This is a genomic window from Kitasatospora sp. NPDC057015 (genome assembly GCF_042673745.1).
GTDB lineage: Bacteria > Actinomycetota > Actinomycetes > Streptomycetales > Streptomycetaceae > Kitasatospora.
Genome location: NZ_JBHUSG010000011.1, coordinates 112,154 through 127,611, shown reverse-complemented (window position 1 = coordinate 127,611; position 15,458 = coordinate 112,154). Strand labels below are relative to the sequence as shown.

At 71.3% G+C, this 15,458-nt stretch carries 10 protein-coding genes and 1 pseudogene; 3 read left to right on the top strand and 8 right to left on the bottom strand.

Translation table 11 applies throughout. The annotated features are described in order from the left end of the window. Positions 1-4 precede the first annotated feature (4 nt). Both ACFTWP_RS13815 and ACFTWP_RS13810 read right to left on the bottom strand, forming a co-directional pair. Positions 5-2,625, bottom strand: a pseudogene (locus tag ACFTWP_RS13815) (phosphoribosyltransferase). Positions 2,626-2,858: 233 nt separating this feature from the next. Further along, the gene (locus tag ACFTWP_RS13810; protein ID WP_380264706.1) at positions 2,859-4,025 is read right to left on the bottom strand and encodes an HpcH/HpaI aldolase/citrate lyase family protein; all 1,167 of its coding nucleotides are present in this window, start codon (positions 4,023-4,025) and stop codon (positions 2,859-2,861) included. A 436-nt stretch (positions 4,026-4,461) separates the two neighbouring features. On the opposite strand from ACFTWP_RS13810, the gene ACFTWP_RS13805 reads away from it, so the two are divergent. Then, positions 4,462-5,583: a TerD family protein gene (locus tag ACFTWP_RS13805; RefSeq protein WP_380264705.1), complete on the top strand. Its 1,122-nt coding sequence runs from the start codon at positions 4,462-4,464 to the stop codon at positions 5,581-5,583. A 55-nt stretch (positions 5,584-5,638) separates the two neighbouring features. On the opposite strand, the gene ACFTWP_RS13800 is transcribed toward ACFTWP_RS13805, so the two are convergent. Further along, the gene (locus ACFTWP_RS13800; protein WP_380264704.1) at positions 5,639-6,382 is read right to left on the bottom strand and encodes a Tellurium resistance; all 744 of its coding nucleotides are present in this window, start codon (positions 6,380-6,382) and stop codon (positions 5,639-5,641) included. A 345-nt stretch (positions 6,383-6,727) separates the two neighbouring features. On the opposite strand from ACFTWP_RS13800, the gene ACFTWP_RS13795 reads away from it, so the two are divergent. Continuing rightward, positions 6,728-7,831, top strand: coding sequence for a DUF2637 domain-containing protein (locus tag ACFTWP_RS13795; protein ID WP_380264703.1), 1,104 nt, complete (start codon positions 6,728-6,730; stop codon positions 7,829-7,831). Positions 7,832-7,949: 118 nt separating this feature from the next. Here the strand turns inward: ACFTWP_RS13795 and ACFTWP_RS13790 are convergent, their stop codons facing one another. The 5 genes from ACFTWP_RS13790 to ACFTWP_RS13770 all read right to left on the bottom strand — a co-directional run bounded on the left by ACFTWP_RS13790 (position 7,950) and on the right by ACFTWP_RS13770 (position 12,089). After that, positions 7,950-9,056, bottom strand: a complete 1,107-nt coding sequence (locus tag ACFTWP_RS13790) for a DUF475 domain-containing protein (protein WP_380264702.1) — start codon at positions 9,054-9,056, stop codon at positions 7,950-7,952. Between the two features lie 139 nt (positions 9,057-9,195). Further along, on the bottom strand, positions 9,196-9,771 hold the full coding sequence (locus ACFTWP_RS13785; protein ID WP_380264701.1) for a TerD family protein: 576 nt from the start codon (positions 9,769-9,771) through the stop codon (positions 9,196-9,198). Between the two features lie 407 nt (positions 9,772-10,178). Then, positions 10,179-10,754, bottom strand: coding sequence for a TerD family protein (locus ACFTWP_RS13780; protein WP_380264700.1), 576 nt, complete (start codon positions 10,752-10,754; stop codon positions 10,179-10,181). 210 nt (positions 10,755-10,964) lie between these two features. After that, positions 10,965-11,423 carry a peroxiredoxin gene (locus ACFTWP_RS13775; RefSeq protein ID WP_380264699.1) on the bottom strand — a complete coding sequence of 153 codons (459 nt, stop codon included), beginning with the start codon at positions 11,421-11,423 and terminating at the stop codon, positions 10,965-10,967. A 228-nt stretch (positions 11,424-11,651) separates the two neighbouring features. Next, complete coding sequence (locus tag ACFTWP_RS13770; protein WP_073927554.1) at positions 11,652-12,089, bottom strand: DUF3052 domain-containing protein; 438 nt, start codon at positions 12,087-12,089, stop codon at positions 11,652-11,654. Positions 12,090-12,695: 606 nt separating this feature from the next. Between ACFTWP_RS13770 and aceE the strand changes: the two genes are divergently transcribed. Next, positions 12,696-15,446: a pyruvate dehydrogenase (acetyl-transferring), homodimeric type gene (aceE, locus tag ACFTWP_RS13765; protein WP_380264698.1), complete on the top strand. Its 2,751-nt coding sequence runs from the start codon at positions 12,696-12,698 to the stop codon at positions 15,444-15,446. The last annotated feature ends 12 nt before the right edge of the window (positions 15,447-15,458 follow it).

Below are 15,458 nucleotides of genomic sequence, written 5' to 3'. Positions count from 1 at the left end.
GGCGTCAGGCCTCCTTCGTGAGGACGGCGGTGCCGGCTTCGCCGACGGCGCCTCGACTGTACCGGGGGTGGATCAGGCCCACGCAGGAGTACGGCAGGTCGTCGACCTCCTCGACGGGCACGCCGCGCTGGGCCGCCAGCAGCCGCACGTGGTCGAGGTCGGCGCCGGCGCCGCGCCGGGCCAGCACCCGCCAGGGCACCCGGCGGAGCATCACCCGGGTGGTCTCGCCGACGCCGGGCTTGACCAGGTTGACGTTGTCGATGCCGTACTCGGCACTGATCCGCTCGACCGCGGCCCAGCCCTCCCAGGAGGGGGTGCGGTCCTCCTCGGCCAGCTTCGCGGCGGCGGCGAGGGCCTCCTCGCGGACGGCCTCGAAGTGGTCGGCGACGGTCTCCAGGAAGGAGTTGGAGACGTCCGCGCCGGCCAGGTCCGCGTAGTGCTTGGCGCCGTGGAAGTCGTCCGGGCCGATCAGGTCGTCGCGCAGGACGGTGCGTGAGATCAGTCCGGAGACGGTGGAGTTGAGGCAGGCGGACGGGATCAGGAAGTCGTCCCGGGTGCCGTAGGTGCGCACGCAGCCGCCCGGGTCGGCGAGGACGGCGAGCTCGGGGTTGAAGCCGGTGCCCACCAGGGCGTCGGCGAGTTCGCGGGTGATCGCGCCCTTGCCCGTCCAGCCGTCGACGAAGACCACGTCGGCGGCGTCGTGGTGGGCGGCGAGGTAGCGGAGCGCGACCGGGTCGATGCCCCGGCCGCGGACGATCGAGACCGCGTAGTGCGGGGTGTCGATGTCGTGCGCGAAGGCCAGCCAGCGGCGGATCAGGATGCCGACCGGGGTGCCGGCCCGGGCGAGGGAGGCGAGCACCAGGCCCCGGCCGCGCTCGCGCAGCAGGGTCTCGGCGACGGTGCCGACGGCCAGCGCGATCCGGCGGGCGGAGGTGCGCAGGGCCTGGTGGAACAGCTCCTGGTACTCGGGGCTGGGCTGGTACTCGACCGGCAGGGACTCGGCGTAGTGGGCGCCGCCGCTCTGCACGGCCTCCTCCCGCTCCTCGGTGGGAGCCTCCAGCGGGACGTCGGAGAGGTCGGTGAGCAGCCAGCTGACATCGGCGGCGGCGTAGGAGGAGAACTCCGGGCCGTACAGCGGGCGCGCTGTGGTCGCGGTGCTGGGGGGCAGCGTGGTCATGTTCGCCTTCGGTCTGGTGCGCGGCTGGTGGTCGGACGCGTGCGTGCCTGGGTCCCGGCTCATGGTGCGGCCGGGGGCTGGGAGGGAGCGGGCGCGGTGGCGGATCCGGGCCGGTACGAGGGCAGTACGGCGAGGACGACGTGGTCGGTGACCTGGCGGAGCTGGGCGAGCAGGGCCCGCTCGCCCTCGTGCAGCGCGGGGGTGTCGCCGTGGTCGTCGACCACCAGCAGGATCGCCTCGAAGCGGCGGGCCGGGTCGTTGCCGGGGGCCACGTTGTAGGCGTAGCGCTCGCCGGAGCCCCCGTCGGCCGGGTCGTCGTGGGCGGGGAAGGCCAGCCGGGTGCGGATGGCGTAGCCGGGGTCGTCCACCGCCAGCACCGGGGAGCGGGTGGTGGTCGAGAAGCGGACGCTCTCCTCGCCGAGGACGGTGGCCAGGCCGCCGGCCAGCCGCAGCGGGGCGTACATCAGCTCCTCGAAGCCGAGGACGAGCACGCGCGGGGCGGCGGCCAGGCCGGGGGTGCTGGTGGCGGGTCCGGCGACCAGGCCGCCGAGCAGCTGCCGGGTGAGCGCGGGCAGGGCGGCGTCCAGGGCGGCGCGGTGGTCGGGGGTGAAGCCGTGCCGCCCGCCGTCGGGCAGGCCGGCGGGCCAGTCCAGTTCGACCCGGGTGACGGGGGCGGGCGGGCCGTCGGGCAGCGGCGCCGGGGGCGCGGCGGCGTCGATCAGCGCCTGGGCGCGGGGCATCACGTCCGCGGGCAGCTCGACGCCGCCGCTGACGGCGGCGACGAGGTCGAGACGGGCGCCGAGTTCGGCGGCCGCGTCGGCGAGCCGCGCGCGGTCGGCCTCGCCGCGCAGGTCGACCAGCGAGACGACCACGTAGTGGGCGCGCGGGTGGCCGGCGTGCAGGGCGCGGATGGTGTTGAGGACGGTGTTGCCGGTGGAGAACTCGTCGTCCACCAGGACGAGCGGTCCGTCGCCGGCCAGCAGCCCGGGGTCGGCGGGGAGCAGCAGGTGCGAGGTGGCGTGCGAGTGCTCCTCCTCGAACCCGCCGACCGGTGCGACGCCCTCGACCGGCCGCCGGGTGGAGTGCAGGCAGGGCGCGCCCAGGGCGTCGGCGACGCTGTGGCCGAGGCCCGTCGCGGTCTCGGCGTAGCCGAGCACGACGGCGCGGCCTGCGGCCTCCTCACCGAGCAGTTCGCGGACCCGGCGTCCGAGGTCGAGGCCGGCGCCGTGGACCACGCCGGGGCGTTGCGGGACGTGCTTGCCGAGCACGTTGGACACCAGCAGGTGGGCACGCTTCTTGTTCTCGCGCAGGGCGAGTCCGACGAACTCGGGCAGCCGCTCCGATCCGGTCAGGCCGATGCCGAGCCGGTCGGTGACCCAGCGGCCCGTCCACGGCGCCGCTCCGGCGACGGTGGTGGCGGGGCCCGCGGGGGCTTCCTGTGCTGTCACTGCTCCTGCTTTCGTGCTGCTGTGCCTGCGTGCGGGTCCGTGCTCGGGTACGGGTCGTACCGGACGGGTCGGCCTACCGGACGGGTGGGCTGGTGGGGCGGCGGGTTGCGGGTCGGGATCGAGGGCCGGGGCTACGGGCGCCGTGCCCCCTCCCGGGCCCACGACGGCCCTCCGAGGCCGAAGGGCCAGCGTACGGGGGCCCGGGCGGCGGCGCGGTCGCGTCCACCGGGCGGTCAGAGGCAGGCGGCCAGCAGCTCCGCGAAGCTGACGTCCTCCCTGGCCACGCCGAACACCTCGGCCCGCAGCAGGACGCGCTCCGCCCAGGCGCGGTGCGGCTTCGCCTCGTTCATCTTGTTCGTGTAGGCCGAGCGCAGCACTCCGCCGCCGCCGCGCTCCTGGTCCAGGATGTCGCGGGCGTCGGAGAACTCCTCGTGGGTCACCACCGAGAGGGCGTGCACGGCGGGTACGTGGCTGGGGTGGATGCAGGTCTTGCCGAGCAGTCCGTTGGCGCGGTCGAGCTCGATCTCGCGGATCAGCCCGTCCAGGTCGTGCTCGATGATCCGCTGGCGGACGGCCTCCCCCGGAGGGTCGGTGGCGGTGAAGGGGGTGCGGCGCAGCTGGGGCTTGAACATCCGCTCCTGGACGGGGAAGTACTCCCAGACCGGGCCGGTGACGGTGAAGCCGCTGCCGTCGGCGCGGCCGAGCACGTTGACCACGTCGCCGATGACGGCGGCGACCAGCGCGACGTCGTAGGCGGTCAGGTCCGGTGAGCGGCGCAGTCCGTACGCGGAACAGAGGTCGGTGACGCCGAGCCGGACGGCGAGGATCCGCTCGCGGTGCTTGGCGAGCAGCCGGGAGATGCCGAACAGCTGCTCCCGGCGGGTCTCCAGGTGGGCGAGTTCGGGCGATTCGAGCACCGGCATGGCGAACAGCCGGTGGCCGCTGCTCTCCTCCGCGGCGGCGAGCGCCTCCAGGAAGTCGTTGCCGCTCTCCTCGGTGAACTTCGGCAGGACGAAGCCGGAGAGCAGGCCGACGGCGGGGCCGAGCCGGCGGGTGAGGTCGGTGATCTGCCCGGCGGTGCGGACCCGGATGAAGAGAAGGGGTAGATCCTGTGTGTCACTCGTGTGCAATTCGCCGAGCCGGGCCACCAGATTGGCCTCGGCGGCCGGCACCTCGCGGTCCGATATCGCGTCCTCCAGGCAGAGCACCATCGAGACGACGCCCCGCGCCGCCTGCTTGCGCACGTCCGCCCCGAGGGTCTCCCGGGTGGCGGGGCAGTACAGCGTGGCCCCGAGCGCCGTGGACAGCACACCGGACTCGCTGTCCCGGTCGAAGCCGCCGGGCTGTTCGAGGAAGAGGCGATCGCGTACGTCGTCGGCGAGGTGGCCGAAGTGGCGCAAGGTGCTCTCCTCAAGGGGGGTGCGGGCTCGCCGGAGGGCGGGGCCTGGGTGGATCGTGCATGGCCGGAGGCGGGTGGCGCCGGAGGCGGGTACTGCTCTGCGATGCTCGGCCGACATGGTGGACAACAGGTCCGGTCGGTGCGGTGGTTCCCGGTTCGGACGTCGTCCGTCGGGTGGGCGGGGCGGGCGGGCGCCCGGGTACCGCGCGCCGTTGCGCGTACGAGGGGCCGACGGCCCTGCTGAGCTGCTCAAACCCCCCGGACCCCTGGCCGCCCATCGTACGGACCGTTGCAGCCGAATGTTCCGTCGAAACATCGAATTCTCGGAAGGTTACCGTCCACTTCACAAAGCGCAAGCAGTCGGCAAAGTCCTCCACGCTTCGGCCACCTTCGGCCACGTTGTCCGAATGGGTGGCGAACGGGCAGGATGGTCCGCTATGACGCACGTGATGGCAAAGGGCGCCAACGTCGCGCTGCCGGTGGCCGCGGTCCGCGCCGTGCTGCGCTGGAACGCCGTACCCGGATCGCCGGACGTGGACGCCTCGGCGCTGCTGCTCGGCGCCGACGGCAGGGTCCGCTCGGACGCGGACTTCGTCTTCTACAACCAGCCGCGGCACCCGTCCGGGCTGGTGCGCCACCTGCCCAAGCACCGCACGGGTCAGGACGCCGAGGTCGCCGACACCATCGAGGTGGAGCTCGCCAAGCTGCCGGCCGACGTCGACCGGGTGGTGCTGGCCGGCTCGGCCGAGGGCGGCCCGTTCCGCGCGGTGCCCCGGCTGCGGGTGCTGCTGTACGACGCCGCGGCGGGCGACGGCGCGGCGCCGCTGGCCGAGTTCGCGGTGACGGACGCCGAGGAGGTCACCGCGCTGCTGGCGGCCGAGATCTACCGGCGCGACGGCGGGTGGAAGTTCCGCGCGGTCGGGCAGGGGTACGCCTCCGGACTGATCGGGCTGGCCACCGACTTCGGCATCACCGTCGAGGACGAGCCGGCCGCGGACGCCCCGCCGCCCGCCGGCGGGCAGCCGTCCGTCCCGCCCCAGCCGGCCGGCGCGGCGGCCCGGGACCCGCGGAACACCCCGCGCCCCGACCCGCGCTCGGAGCCCCGCTCCGAGCCGGGTACGTACACCCTCGCGCCCGCCACCCCGCTCGCCGTTCCCCCGCCGCCCACCGCGCCGCCGACCGCCCCGCCGGCGCCGCAGCAGCACCCGCAGCCCGCCTGGGGGGCCGCCCGGCCGGAGGCCGGGGGCGGCTACCAGCAGCCGCAGCCGCCCCAGCAGCCGGGCTGGGGCGCACCCAGGCCGGAGGCGTACCCCCAGGGCCCGCAGCAGCCGCAGCAGCCGTACCAGCAGCCCGGCTGGGGGTCCCCCCGGCCGGAGCCCGGCTACGGCTATCCGCACCCGGGTGCCGAGCAGCCCGCGGCGGCCCCGCAGTCGGGCTACGGCTACCCGCAGACCCCGGCGGCGCCCCCGCAGGGCCCGCCGGTCGCCCCGGCCCAGCCGCCCGCGCCGCAGGAGGGCTTCGCCCTGCCGCCGCAGGGCCCGCAGTTCCAGCCGCGCTGACGGTCCGCCGGGCCTGCCGGGGCCGGACCCGGTCCGGCGGCCCCGGCAGGCCCGGTCACTCGGCCGCCCCCGAGGGCGTCTTGTAGCCGCGCTGCCACTGCATCCCGAAGCCGTACAGCCGGTCGATGTCCGACTGGAAGCCGTTCACGTACCGGACCTCGCGCCGTACCGTGAGCTGCCCGTCGCCGGTGTTCTCGATCAGCACCACCGCGCAGGAGCGCGCGGCGGGCGCCCGCTCCTCCAGCTTGATCTCGATCCGCGGGCCGGTCTGCGGCACGATCGTGACCACCGCGTCGGTCTGCCCGAAGGCCGGGGTGCCGTCGTAGATGTACACGAAGATGAGCAGCCGTTTGAACTGGTCCTTCTTCTCCAGGTTGATGTACATCGTCTCGCCGGAGGGCGCTCCGTACACGTCGTCGCCGCTGAGCTTGACGTAGGGCGGCTGCTGGAGGTCCCCGAAGAGCTTGCCCAGCGGCTGCACCACCCCCCGCTTGCCGTCGCTGAGCTCGTACATGCAGGCCAGGTCGAGGTCGACGTTGACGTCCGGCCGCTGGTACGAGTCGGGCTCCATCGGACTGAGGATCCGCGGGCTGAACCAGCGGCGCAGGGTCTCGCCCGCCGAGGGGCCCTGCGTGGCCGGGCGGGTCGTCCAGTGCAGGTTGACGTACAGGTTGCCGGTGGTGGCCGCGGCGCCGGTCAGGGCGTGTTGCGGCTTCGCCTTGGTGAGGGTCACCTTGTTCTCCCCACCGAGGTCGAGGGTGTTGCGCTCGCCCCTCAGGTACTCCCAAACCGAGGCCATCCAGTCCTCCCCCAGGTCCGCCAGTCGATCTGACGGCCCATGATCCGGCATCCCCGTCCGACAGGCCACCGTGCGTATCGACACCCCTACCCAAGTCGACGGCCGAGGCACCGTCAAACGGCCCCCCGCGCGCCGGATGGCGGGGTGAACACGGCTCCCGTACGATGCAGCCCCTTCGGACGCGATATCGTCTAGCCGCACAGGTGTCCCGCCTGCATCACCGGGGTGCCGTTGGTGCGCCCGCGGCTGTCGAAGACGCACCGTCAGGCCCACCGCCCTCCGCGGTACCTGAACTCCTGTGCCGCACACAGACCATTCCTGCGGAAAGCCGAGGCCCGACCCGCAATGAACCTCTCCTCCATACAACTGGTGTGGGCCGTCGTCGCCGGCGCAGCACTGGTGTTCACCGCCGTCCTGGTGGCGACGCTCCGCTTCAGGAACAACAAGACCGAGGACAACGGGGACTCCTGGGAGCGCACCGAGGAGCGCCGTCGTCGCAAGGAGATGGTCTACGGGATCGCCTCCTACGTCCTGCTCTTCTGCTGCGCCGGCGTCGCCGCGGCCCTGTCCTTCCACGGCCTGGTCGGTTTCGGCACGGAGAACCTCGGGCTGTCCGGCGGCTGGGAGTACCTCGTCCCGTTCGGCCTGGACGGCGCCGCCATGTTCTGCTCGGTGCTCGCCGTCCGCGAGGCCAGCCACGGTGACGCGGCGCTCGGCTCCCGCCTGCTGGTCTGGGTCTTCGCCGTCGCGTCGGCCTGGTTCAACTGGGTGCACGCCCCGCGCGGCCTGAGCCACGACGGCGCCCCCGAGTTCTTCTCCGGCATGTCGATCTCCGCCGCGATCCTGTTCGACCGGGCGCTGAAGCAGACCCGCAAGGCCGCCCTGCGCGAGCAGGGCCTGGTGCCGCGCCCGCTGCCCCAGATCCGGATCGTCCGCTGGATGCGCGCCCCCCGCGAGACGTACGCGGCTTGGTCGCTGATGCTCCTGGAGAACGTCCGCAGCCTGGACGAGGCCGTCGAGGAGGTCCGCGAGGAGCGTCAGAACAAGATCGACGCCAAGGCCCGCGCCCGCAGCGCGGACCGTCGCGAGCGCGCCGAGATGAAGGCCATCTCCCGCCAGGGCGGGATGCTCGGCCGGGCCCGCGGTGGCCGCCAGGTGCCCGCCCTGACCGCTGCCGGGGACGGCCAGACCGCTACGGAGCCTGCGCTAGCCGCTGACTCCGACGCCCTGGCCCCGAGCGGCACCCCGGCCCTGGAGCCGGCCACCCGGAACGCGATCTCGGCGGGCCGCCGCCCGCGCGCGGCGGTCGAGTCCTCCTACTCGTCCTCCTCGTACTCCTCGTCGTACTCGTCCTCGGTGGACCTGACCGCGGACGACGACACCCTGTCGATGCCCAAGCTGGACTCGCTGGAGCGCAAGCTGCGCGCCATCGAGCAGCAGCTCGGCTGACGACCGGCGCACGCCACGACGACGAATGGCCGCCCCCGTCGGGGGGCGGCCATTCGTCGTCGTGGCGGCGGTACGGGCGCCGGCTCCGGGAGGACGCCGGAGCCCGTACGGTCGCTCGCTAGTGGGAGTTGCTGCCGACCAGTTCGGGCTCTTCCCCGCCGCCGGCCTCCGCCGCCCGGCGGTTGCGCAGGATCGAGGAGCCGAGGGCCAGGCCGATGAAGGCGACGCCGATCAGGCCGGTGACGATCTCCGGGATGTGGTACTCGATGCCGACCAGCAGGATGACCGCCAGGGCGCCGATCGCGTAGTGCGCGCCGTGCTCCAGGTAGACGTAGTCGTCCAGGGTGCCCTTGCGGACCAGGAAGACCGTCAGCGAGCGGATGTACATCGCGCCGATGCCCAGGCCCAGGGTGATCATGAAGATGTCCTGGGTGATGGCGAAGGCGCCGACCACGCCGTCGAAGGAGAACGAGGCGTCCAGGACCTCCAGGTACATGAAGAGGAAGAACGCGGCCTTGCCGCCCACCTGCACGATGGTCCTGCCGGACTTCTCGGCGGCCTCCTCGGCCTCCTCGTCCTCCTCCAGGCCGGCCTCGAAGACGCTCGACAGGCCGTTGACCGCCAGGTAGGTGACCAGGCCCATGATGCCCGCGAGCAGCACCGTCTCGGCGCCGTCACCGGCGAAGAAGTTGGCGGCCAGGGCCAGCGTCACCAGGGCGATGACCGAGGAGAACGCCTCCAGCTTGCCGACCTTCTCCAGCGGCTTCTCGATCCAGCTCAGCCAGTTGAAGTCCTTCTCCTCGAAGATGAAGTCGAGGAAGATCATCAGCAGGAAGATACCGCCGAACGCGGCGATGGCCGGGTTCGCCGCCTCCAGGTACTGGGCGTACGTCGACCCGTTGTAGGTCTGGTCCGAGTGGAGCGCGAGATCGATCACCGTCGCCGGGTTGAGGTGCGCGGTGAGGCCGACCACCAGCAGCGGGAAGATCAGGCGCATGCCGAAGACGGCGATCAGCACGCCGACGGTGAGGAAGATCTTCTGCCAGTACGGGTTCATCCGCTTCAGCACCGTGGCGTTGACCACCGCGTTGTCGAACGACAGGGAGATCTCCAGGATGGAGAGGATCAGCACGATGCCGAAGCCCTCTGCGCCCCAGAACAGGCCGGCGGCGATCAGACCGATGACAGTGATCGCGAGCGACCAGCCGAATGTGCGGAGGAACACGGGATTTGGTTACCTTTCGGGTGTCAGGGCGCTTGCCACGGGCGCGGCGTCGTCCTGAGACGCCCTGACCGGGACCGGATCCCGGTCAGGCCACCCCCGTGGTGCCCCTTGTTGCTCATATCGAGTGATGAGAGGGCCTTTACTGTACGTTTACGCCGAAATCCAGAGCAATGCCGCGCAGGCCCGAGGCGTAGCCCTGGCCCACCGCGCGGAACTTCCACTCCCCCTGGTAGCGGTACAGCTCACCGAAGATCATGGCGGTCTCGTTGGACGCGTCCTCGGTCAGGTCGTAGCGGGCGATCTCCTGCCCGTCCACCACGTTCACCACGCGGATGTACGCGTTGCGGACCTGGCCGAAGTTCTCCATCCTGGCCTCGGCGTCGTAGATCGACACCGCGAAGACCACCTTGTCCACGTGGGCCGGCACCAGCTCCAGGTTGACCACGACGACCTCGTCGTCACCGTCACCGTCGCCGGTGAGGTTGTCCCCCTGGTGCTCCACCGAGCCCTCGGGGCTCTTCAGGTTGTTGTAGAACACGAAGTACTCGTCGCCGAGCACCCGCCCGGACTGGCAGAGCAGCGCACTGGCGTCGAGGTCGAACGGCGCACCCGTGGTCGAGCGCGCGTCCCAGCCGAGTCCGATCTGCACCTGCGTCAGGTTCGGCGCGGCCTTGGTCAGCGAGACGTTCCCGCCCTTGGCGAGCGTGACACTCATGACTGTTCTTCCTCCCACTCCCTGACGGCTCCGGCCGAACGGCGGCACGGTGAGGCGCATCCCAGATCTATGCCCTCGGACCCCCGAACGACCACCGGCCGCCCACTGAACTTCCTGAACTAGCAGAACCTATCAGCGCGCGACCCGGCGGCCGCAGGAGCGGGCCACCGGCGGGCGGCCCGGCGCGGGCGACGCGGGGCGGGTCACCGAACCGCGAAGGCCGGAGTCCACCGGCGGAGTTCACCGGCGGAGCGCGCGGCCCGGGATGCGCGGCCGGGGTACGCGGTCGGGGTGCGCGGTCGGGTGCGCTCCCAGAGCGCGCGACCGGCCGGGGCCGGACCGCCCGGAAAGACGCCGCGGCCCCGCGTTCCGGGGAACGCGGGGCCGCGGGCAGGGCTCGGGACGGGTCAGACGTTGACGCCGAAGTCCTGGGCGATGCCGCGCAGACCGGAGGCGTAGCCCTGGCCGATGGCGCGGAACTTCCACTCGGCCCCGTTGCGGTACAGCTCGCCGAAGACCATGGCGGTCTCGGTCGAGGCGTCCTCGGAGAGGTCGTAGCGGGCCAGCTCCTTGTTGTCGGCCTGGTTCACCACGCGGATGAACGCGTTGCGGACCTGGCCGAAGTTCTGGGTCCGGTTCTCGGCGTCGTAGATCGACACCGGGAAGACGATCTTCGACACGGCGGCCGGCACGGTGGCGAGGCTGACCTTGATCTGCTCGTCGTCGCCCTCGCCCTCACCGGTGAGGTTGTCCCCGGTGTGCTCGACCGAGCCGTCCGGGCTCTTCAGGTTGTTGAAGAAGACGAAGTTGCCGTCCCCGTCGACCCGGCCGCTCTCGTTGCAGAGCAGCGCGCTGGCGTCCAGGTCGAAGTCCGTGCCCGTGGTGGTGCGAACGTCCCAGCCAAGGCCGACGATCACGGCGGTCAGGCCGGGGGCCTCCTTGGTCAGGGAGACGTTGCCGCCCTTGCTCAGGCTGACACCCACTGGTCCTCCAAGATTCGGGAGGCACGTCGTGGTGCCCCCGCGGTGCGGTCCGAAGCGGCCGGCCTCGGCCGGTGCGCCTCTGACCTGCCAACGGCCCGATCGTAGTGCCGGGTTCCCGTCCTGCGCAGTGACCGGGCCCAATCCGTCCGGATCGCCCTGGCCACGGGGCCGCCCCGGCGTGCCGCGGGCCCCCGCCGACCGCCGCGGTCCTCAGAGCGAGCCGAGGACCTTCAGGTACTCCTGCTCGTCGCGGGCGTCCGGCAGGCCGTTCACGATCGACCAGCGGACCACGCCGGCCTTGTCGATCACGAAGGTGCCGCGCACCGCGCAGCCCTTCTCCTCGTCGAGGACGCCGTACGCGCGGGAGACCTCGCCGTGCGGCCAGAAGTCCGAGAGCAGCGGGTACTCCAGGCCCTCCTGGTCGCCGAAGACGCGCAGGGTGAACGGCGAGTCGCAGGAGACGGCCAGGACCTGCACGTCGTCGTTCTGCAGGCGCGGCAGCTCCTTCTGGATCGCGCACACCTCGCCGGTGCAGACGCCGGTGAAGGCGAAGGGGTAGAACACCAGGACGACGTTCTTCTCGCCCTGGAAGTCGGAGAGCCTGACCAGCTCGCCGTGCTGGTTCTTGAGCTCGAAATCCGGAGCCTGGGTGGCGACCTCGATGGCCATGATGCGGACCTTTCTGACGCGACGCGGCCGCTCTGCGGGCGCGGCCGAGCCACATCCTTGCATCCGTTCCGGGGCGTTGAGCCGAACGAGTGAGCGGCCCGGGGCCTTCGGACACCGCTTTCGCCCTCGGCGAACAACTCGCCCGGCGACACCTACAGACGGCCGCCGGGAACGGCCGGGCCCCGCTGGAGAAAACTCCAGCGGGGCCCTTCCAGGCTAGTCCTGCGATCAGCGCTTGCCCGACTTCGCCGCCTTCGGGGTGGCCAGACGGGTGCCGGCCCAGTCCTTGGCCACGGCCACCGAGCTCGTCTGGGAGAGACCTGCGGTCTTGGCGGCGTCCGCGATCTCATGGGCCTCGACGTGCCCGTCGCGGCCCGTCTTGGGGGTCAGCAGCCACACCAGGCCGCCGTCGGCCAGGTATTCCTGGGCGTCGACGAGGGCATCGGTGAGATCCCCGTCCTCCTCGCGGTGCCACAGCAGAACGGCGTCGGCGACGTCGTCGTAGTCCTCGTCGACGAGATCCGTACCGGTGATCTCCTCAATGCCTTCGCGGAGATCCTGGTCAGTGTCATCGTCGTACCCGAGCTCCTGGACGATCTGGCCTTCTTCGAAGCCCAGACGGTGCGCCGGGTTGGACTTGTCCGCGGGGTCCGCGGTCGCGCTCACGGGAATAACCTCCAGTATTCGGCTCGGCATCCATGCCGAGGCTTGGCCGTAGTCCACACGGGCGCGGCGGTTCGCGCAAGTACCCGACCCCCGATCCCACCCAAAGGTTGACGTCTTGTGGCAAGACACGCCGCTCGACGTGTCGGTAATCACACCGATTTGCCCATTTCTGCACCAGTCCACCATGCCGCCGGACGCCACGCCGGGGTGGCGCCCGGGAGCACCCGACCGGCGTACACGGGGCGTACGCCTGCCCGAGATGCGAACGGCATTCGGAACCGGTGTACTCCCGGGCGTAGAGTCTCCTGTTGGCCCTCAGCCCGACCGCCCGCCCATCGGACGGAAGGGTGCCTGGAGGCCTGGAGAGCCCGTACCCCCGAATCGGGAGTGCAGGCACAGCAGGCACAGCAGGTAAAGGTCGGACCACCTCTTCGTAACTCCCGGGGGTGCGCGAGTCAGGCAACGGAGCCTGCCGCACACCTCATGGCCGGCCCGCCCACCAGGCGGAACGGTTACCCATCGGTAGAGATGACGGCTCTCCGAGTTTCGGTACACGATGGAGGCGGCGCGACACACCTCAGTTTCGACCGACAGTGAAGGAACAGCGTGGCTTCCGGATCCGATCGCAACCCGATCATCATTGGCGGCCTTCCGAGTCAGGTCCCGGACTTCGATCCCGAGGAGACCGCGGAATGGCTGGAGTCGCTTGACGCGGCCATCGACGAGCGGGGGCGCGAGCGTGCCCGTTACCTGATGCTCCGCCTGATCGAGCGCGCCCGCGAGAAGCGTGTCGCCGTGCCCGAGATGCGCAGCACGGACTACGTCAACACCATCGCGACCAAGGACGAGCCCTTCTTCCCCGGCAACGAGGAGATCGAGCGCAAGGTCCTCAACGCGACCCGCTGGAACGCGGCCGTGATGGTCTCCCGGGCGCAGCGCCCGGGTATCGGTGTCGGTGGCCACATCGCCACCTTCGCCTCGTCCGCGTCGCTCTACGACGTGGGCTTCAACTACTTCTTCCGGGGCAAGGACGCGGACGGCGAGTCCGGCGACCAGATCTTCTTCCAGGGCCACGCCTCCCCCGGCATCTACGCCCGCGCCTTCCTCCTGGACCGGCTCACCGAGCAGCAGCTCGACGCCTTCCGCCAGGAGAAGTCGAAGGCCCCCTACGGCCTCTCCAGCTACCCGCACCCGCGGCTCATGCCGGACTTCTGGGAGTTCCCGACCGTCTCGATGGGCCTCGGCCCGCTCGGTGCGATCTACCAGGCCCGGATGAACCGCTACCTGGAGCACCGCGGCATCAAGGACACCTCGGACAGCCACGTCTACGCCTTCCTCGGCGACGGCGAGATGGACGAGCCGGAGTCGCTCGGCCAGCTGTCGCTGGCGGCGCGCGAGGGCCTGGACAACCTGACCTTCGTCGTCAACTGCAACCTGCAGCGCCTCGACGGCCCGGTCCGCGGCAACGGCAAGATCATCCAGGAGCTGGAGTCGCAGTTCCGCGGCGCCGGCTGGAACGTGATCAAGCTCATCTGGGACCGCAGCTGGGACCCGCTGCTCGCGCAGGACCGCGACGGTGTCCTGGTCAACAAGCTGAACACCACGGTGGACGGCCAGTTCCAGACCTACGCCACCGAGACCGGCGGCTACATCCGCGACCACTTCTTCGGCGGTGACCTGCGGCTGCGCAAGATGGTCGAGGACATGACCGACCAGCAGATCCAGCACCTGGGTCGCGGCGGTCACGACCACGCCAAGGTCTACGCGGCGTTCAAGGCGGCCCGCGAGCACACCGGCCAGCCGACGGTCATCCTCGCCCAGACCGTCAAGGGCTGGACGCTCGGTCCGAACTTCGAGGGCCGCAACGCGACCCACCAGATGAAGAAGCTGACGACCGAGGACCTCAAGCGCTTCCGCGACCGGCTGCACCTGCCGATCACGGACAAGCAGCTCGACGAGGGTTACCCGCCCTACTACCACCCGGGCAAGGACTCCGAAGAGATCCAGTACATGCACGACCGCCGCAAGGAGCTGGGCGGCTACATGCCGACCCGCAAGGTGCGGCCGCGCAAGCTGGAGCTCCCGGGCGACGAGGCCTACAAGGCGGTCAAGAAGGGGTCCGGCAACCAGACCATCGCCACCACCATGGCGTTCGTCCGGGTGCTGAAGGACCTCATGCGGGACAAGGGCATCGGCAACCGGTTCGTGCCGATCGCGCCCGACGAGTACCGCACCTTCGGCATGGACTCGCTCTTCCCGTCGGCGAAGATCTACAACCCGCTCGGCCAGACCTACGAGTCGGTCGACCGTGATCTGCTGCTCGCCTACAAGGAGTCCCCGAGCGGCCAGATGCTGCACGACGGCATCTCCGAGGCCGGCTGCACGGCCTCGCTGATCGCCGCCGGTTCGTCGTACGCCACGCACGGCGAGCCGCTGATCCCGGTGTACGTCTTCTACTCGATGTTCGGGTTCCAGCGCACCGGCGACCAGTTCTGGCAGATGGCCGACCAGCTCGCCCGCGGCTTCGTGATCGGCGCCACCGCCGGCCGCACCACCCTGACCGGTGAGGGCCTGCAGCACGCCGACGGCCACTCGCAGCTGCTCGCCTCGACCAACCCGGGCGTCGTCGCGTACGACCCCGCGTACGGCTTCGAGATCGCGCACATCATGCAGGACGGCATCCGCCGGATGTACGGCTCGTCGGTGGAGTTCCCGCACGGCGAGGACGTCTTCTACTACATGACGGTCTACAACGAGCCGATCAAGATGCCGGCCGAGCCGGAGAACGTCGACGTCGAGGGCATCCTCAAGGGTCTGCACCGGTACGCGCCGGCCACCGCGGGCCAGATCCCGGCGCAGATCCTCGCCTCGGGTGTGGCGGTGCCGTGGGCCCTGGAGGCCCAGCGCATCCTCGCCGAGGAGTGGAACGTCAAGGCCGACGTCTGGTCGGCGACCTCCTGGAACGAGCTGCGTCGTGACGCGGTGGAGACCGAGGAGTTCAACCTGCTGCACCCGGAGGAGCCGCAGCGCGTCCCGTACGTGACGCAGAAGCTCACCGGTGCCGAGGGCCCGTTCGTCGCCGTGTCCGACTGGATGCGCGCGGTGCCGGACCAGATCTCGCGCTGGGTCCCGGGTCAGTGGCAGTCGCTGGGTGCGGACGGCTTCGGCTTCGCCGACACCCGCGGCGCCGCCCGCCGGTTCTTCCACATCGACGCCCAGTCGGTGGTCCTGAGCGTGCTCACCGAGCTCGCCAAGCAGGGCAAGGTCGACCGCAGCGCGCTGAAGGAGGCGATCGACCGCTACCAGCTGCTCGACGTCGCCTCCGCCGACCCGGGCGCCGCCGGCGGCGACGCCTGATCCGGTAGGCCC

What these genes read in the sequence shown, in the direction of transcription:
- ACFTWP_RS13800 (WP_380264704.1), bottom strand. Translation starts at nt 6,382, where the DNA reads ATGGCCTCGGTTTGGGAGTACCTGAGGGGCGAGCGCAACACCCTCGAC.
- ACFTWP_RS13805 (WP_380264705.1), top strand. Translation starts at nt 4,462, where the DNA reads ATGACGCACGTGATGGCAAAGGGCGCCAACGTCGCGCTGCCGGTGGCC.
- ACFTWP_RS13795 (WP_380264703.1), top strand. Translation starts at nt 6,728, where the DNA reads ATGAACCTCTCCTCCATACAACTGGTGTGGGCCGTCGTCGCCGGCGCA.
- ACFTWP_RS13775 (WP_380264699.1), bottom strand. Translation starts at nt 11,423, where the DNA reads ATGGCCATCGAGGTCGCCACCCAGGCTCCGGATTTCGAGCTCAAGAAC.
- ACFTWP_RS13785 (WP_380264701.1), bottom strand. Translation starts at nt 9,771, where the DNA reads ATGAGTGTCACGCTCGCCAAGGGCGGGAACGTCTCGCTGACCAAGGCC.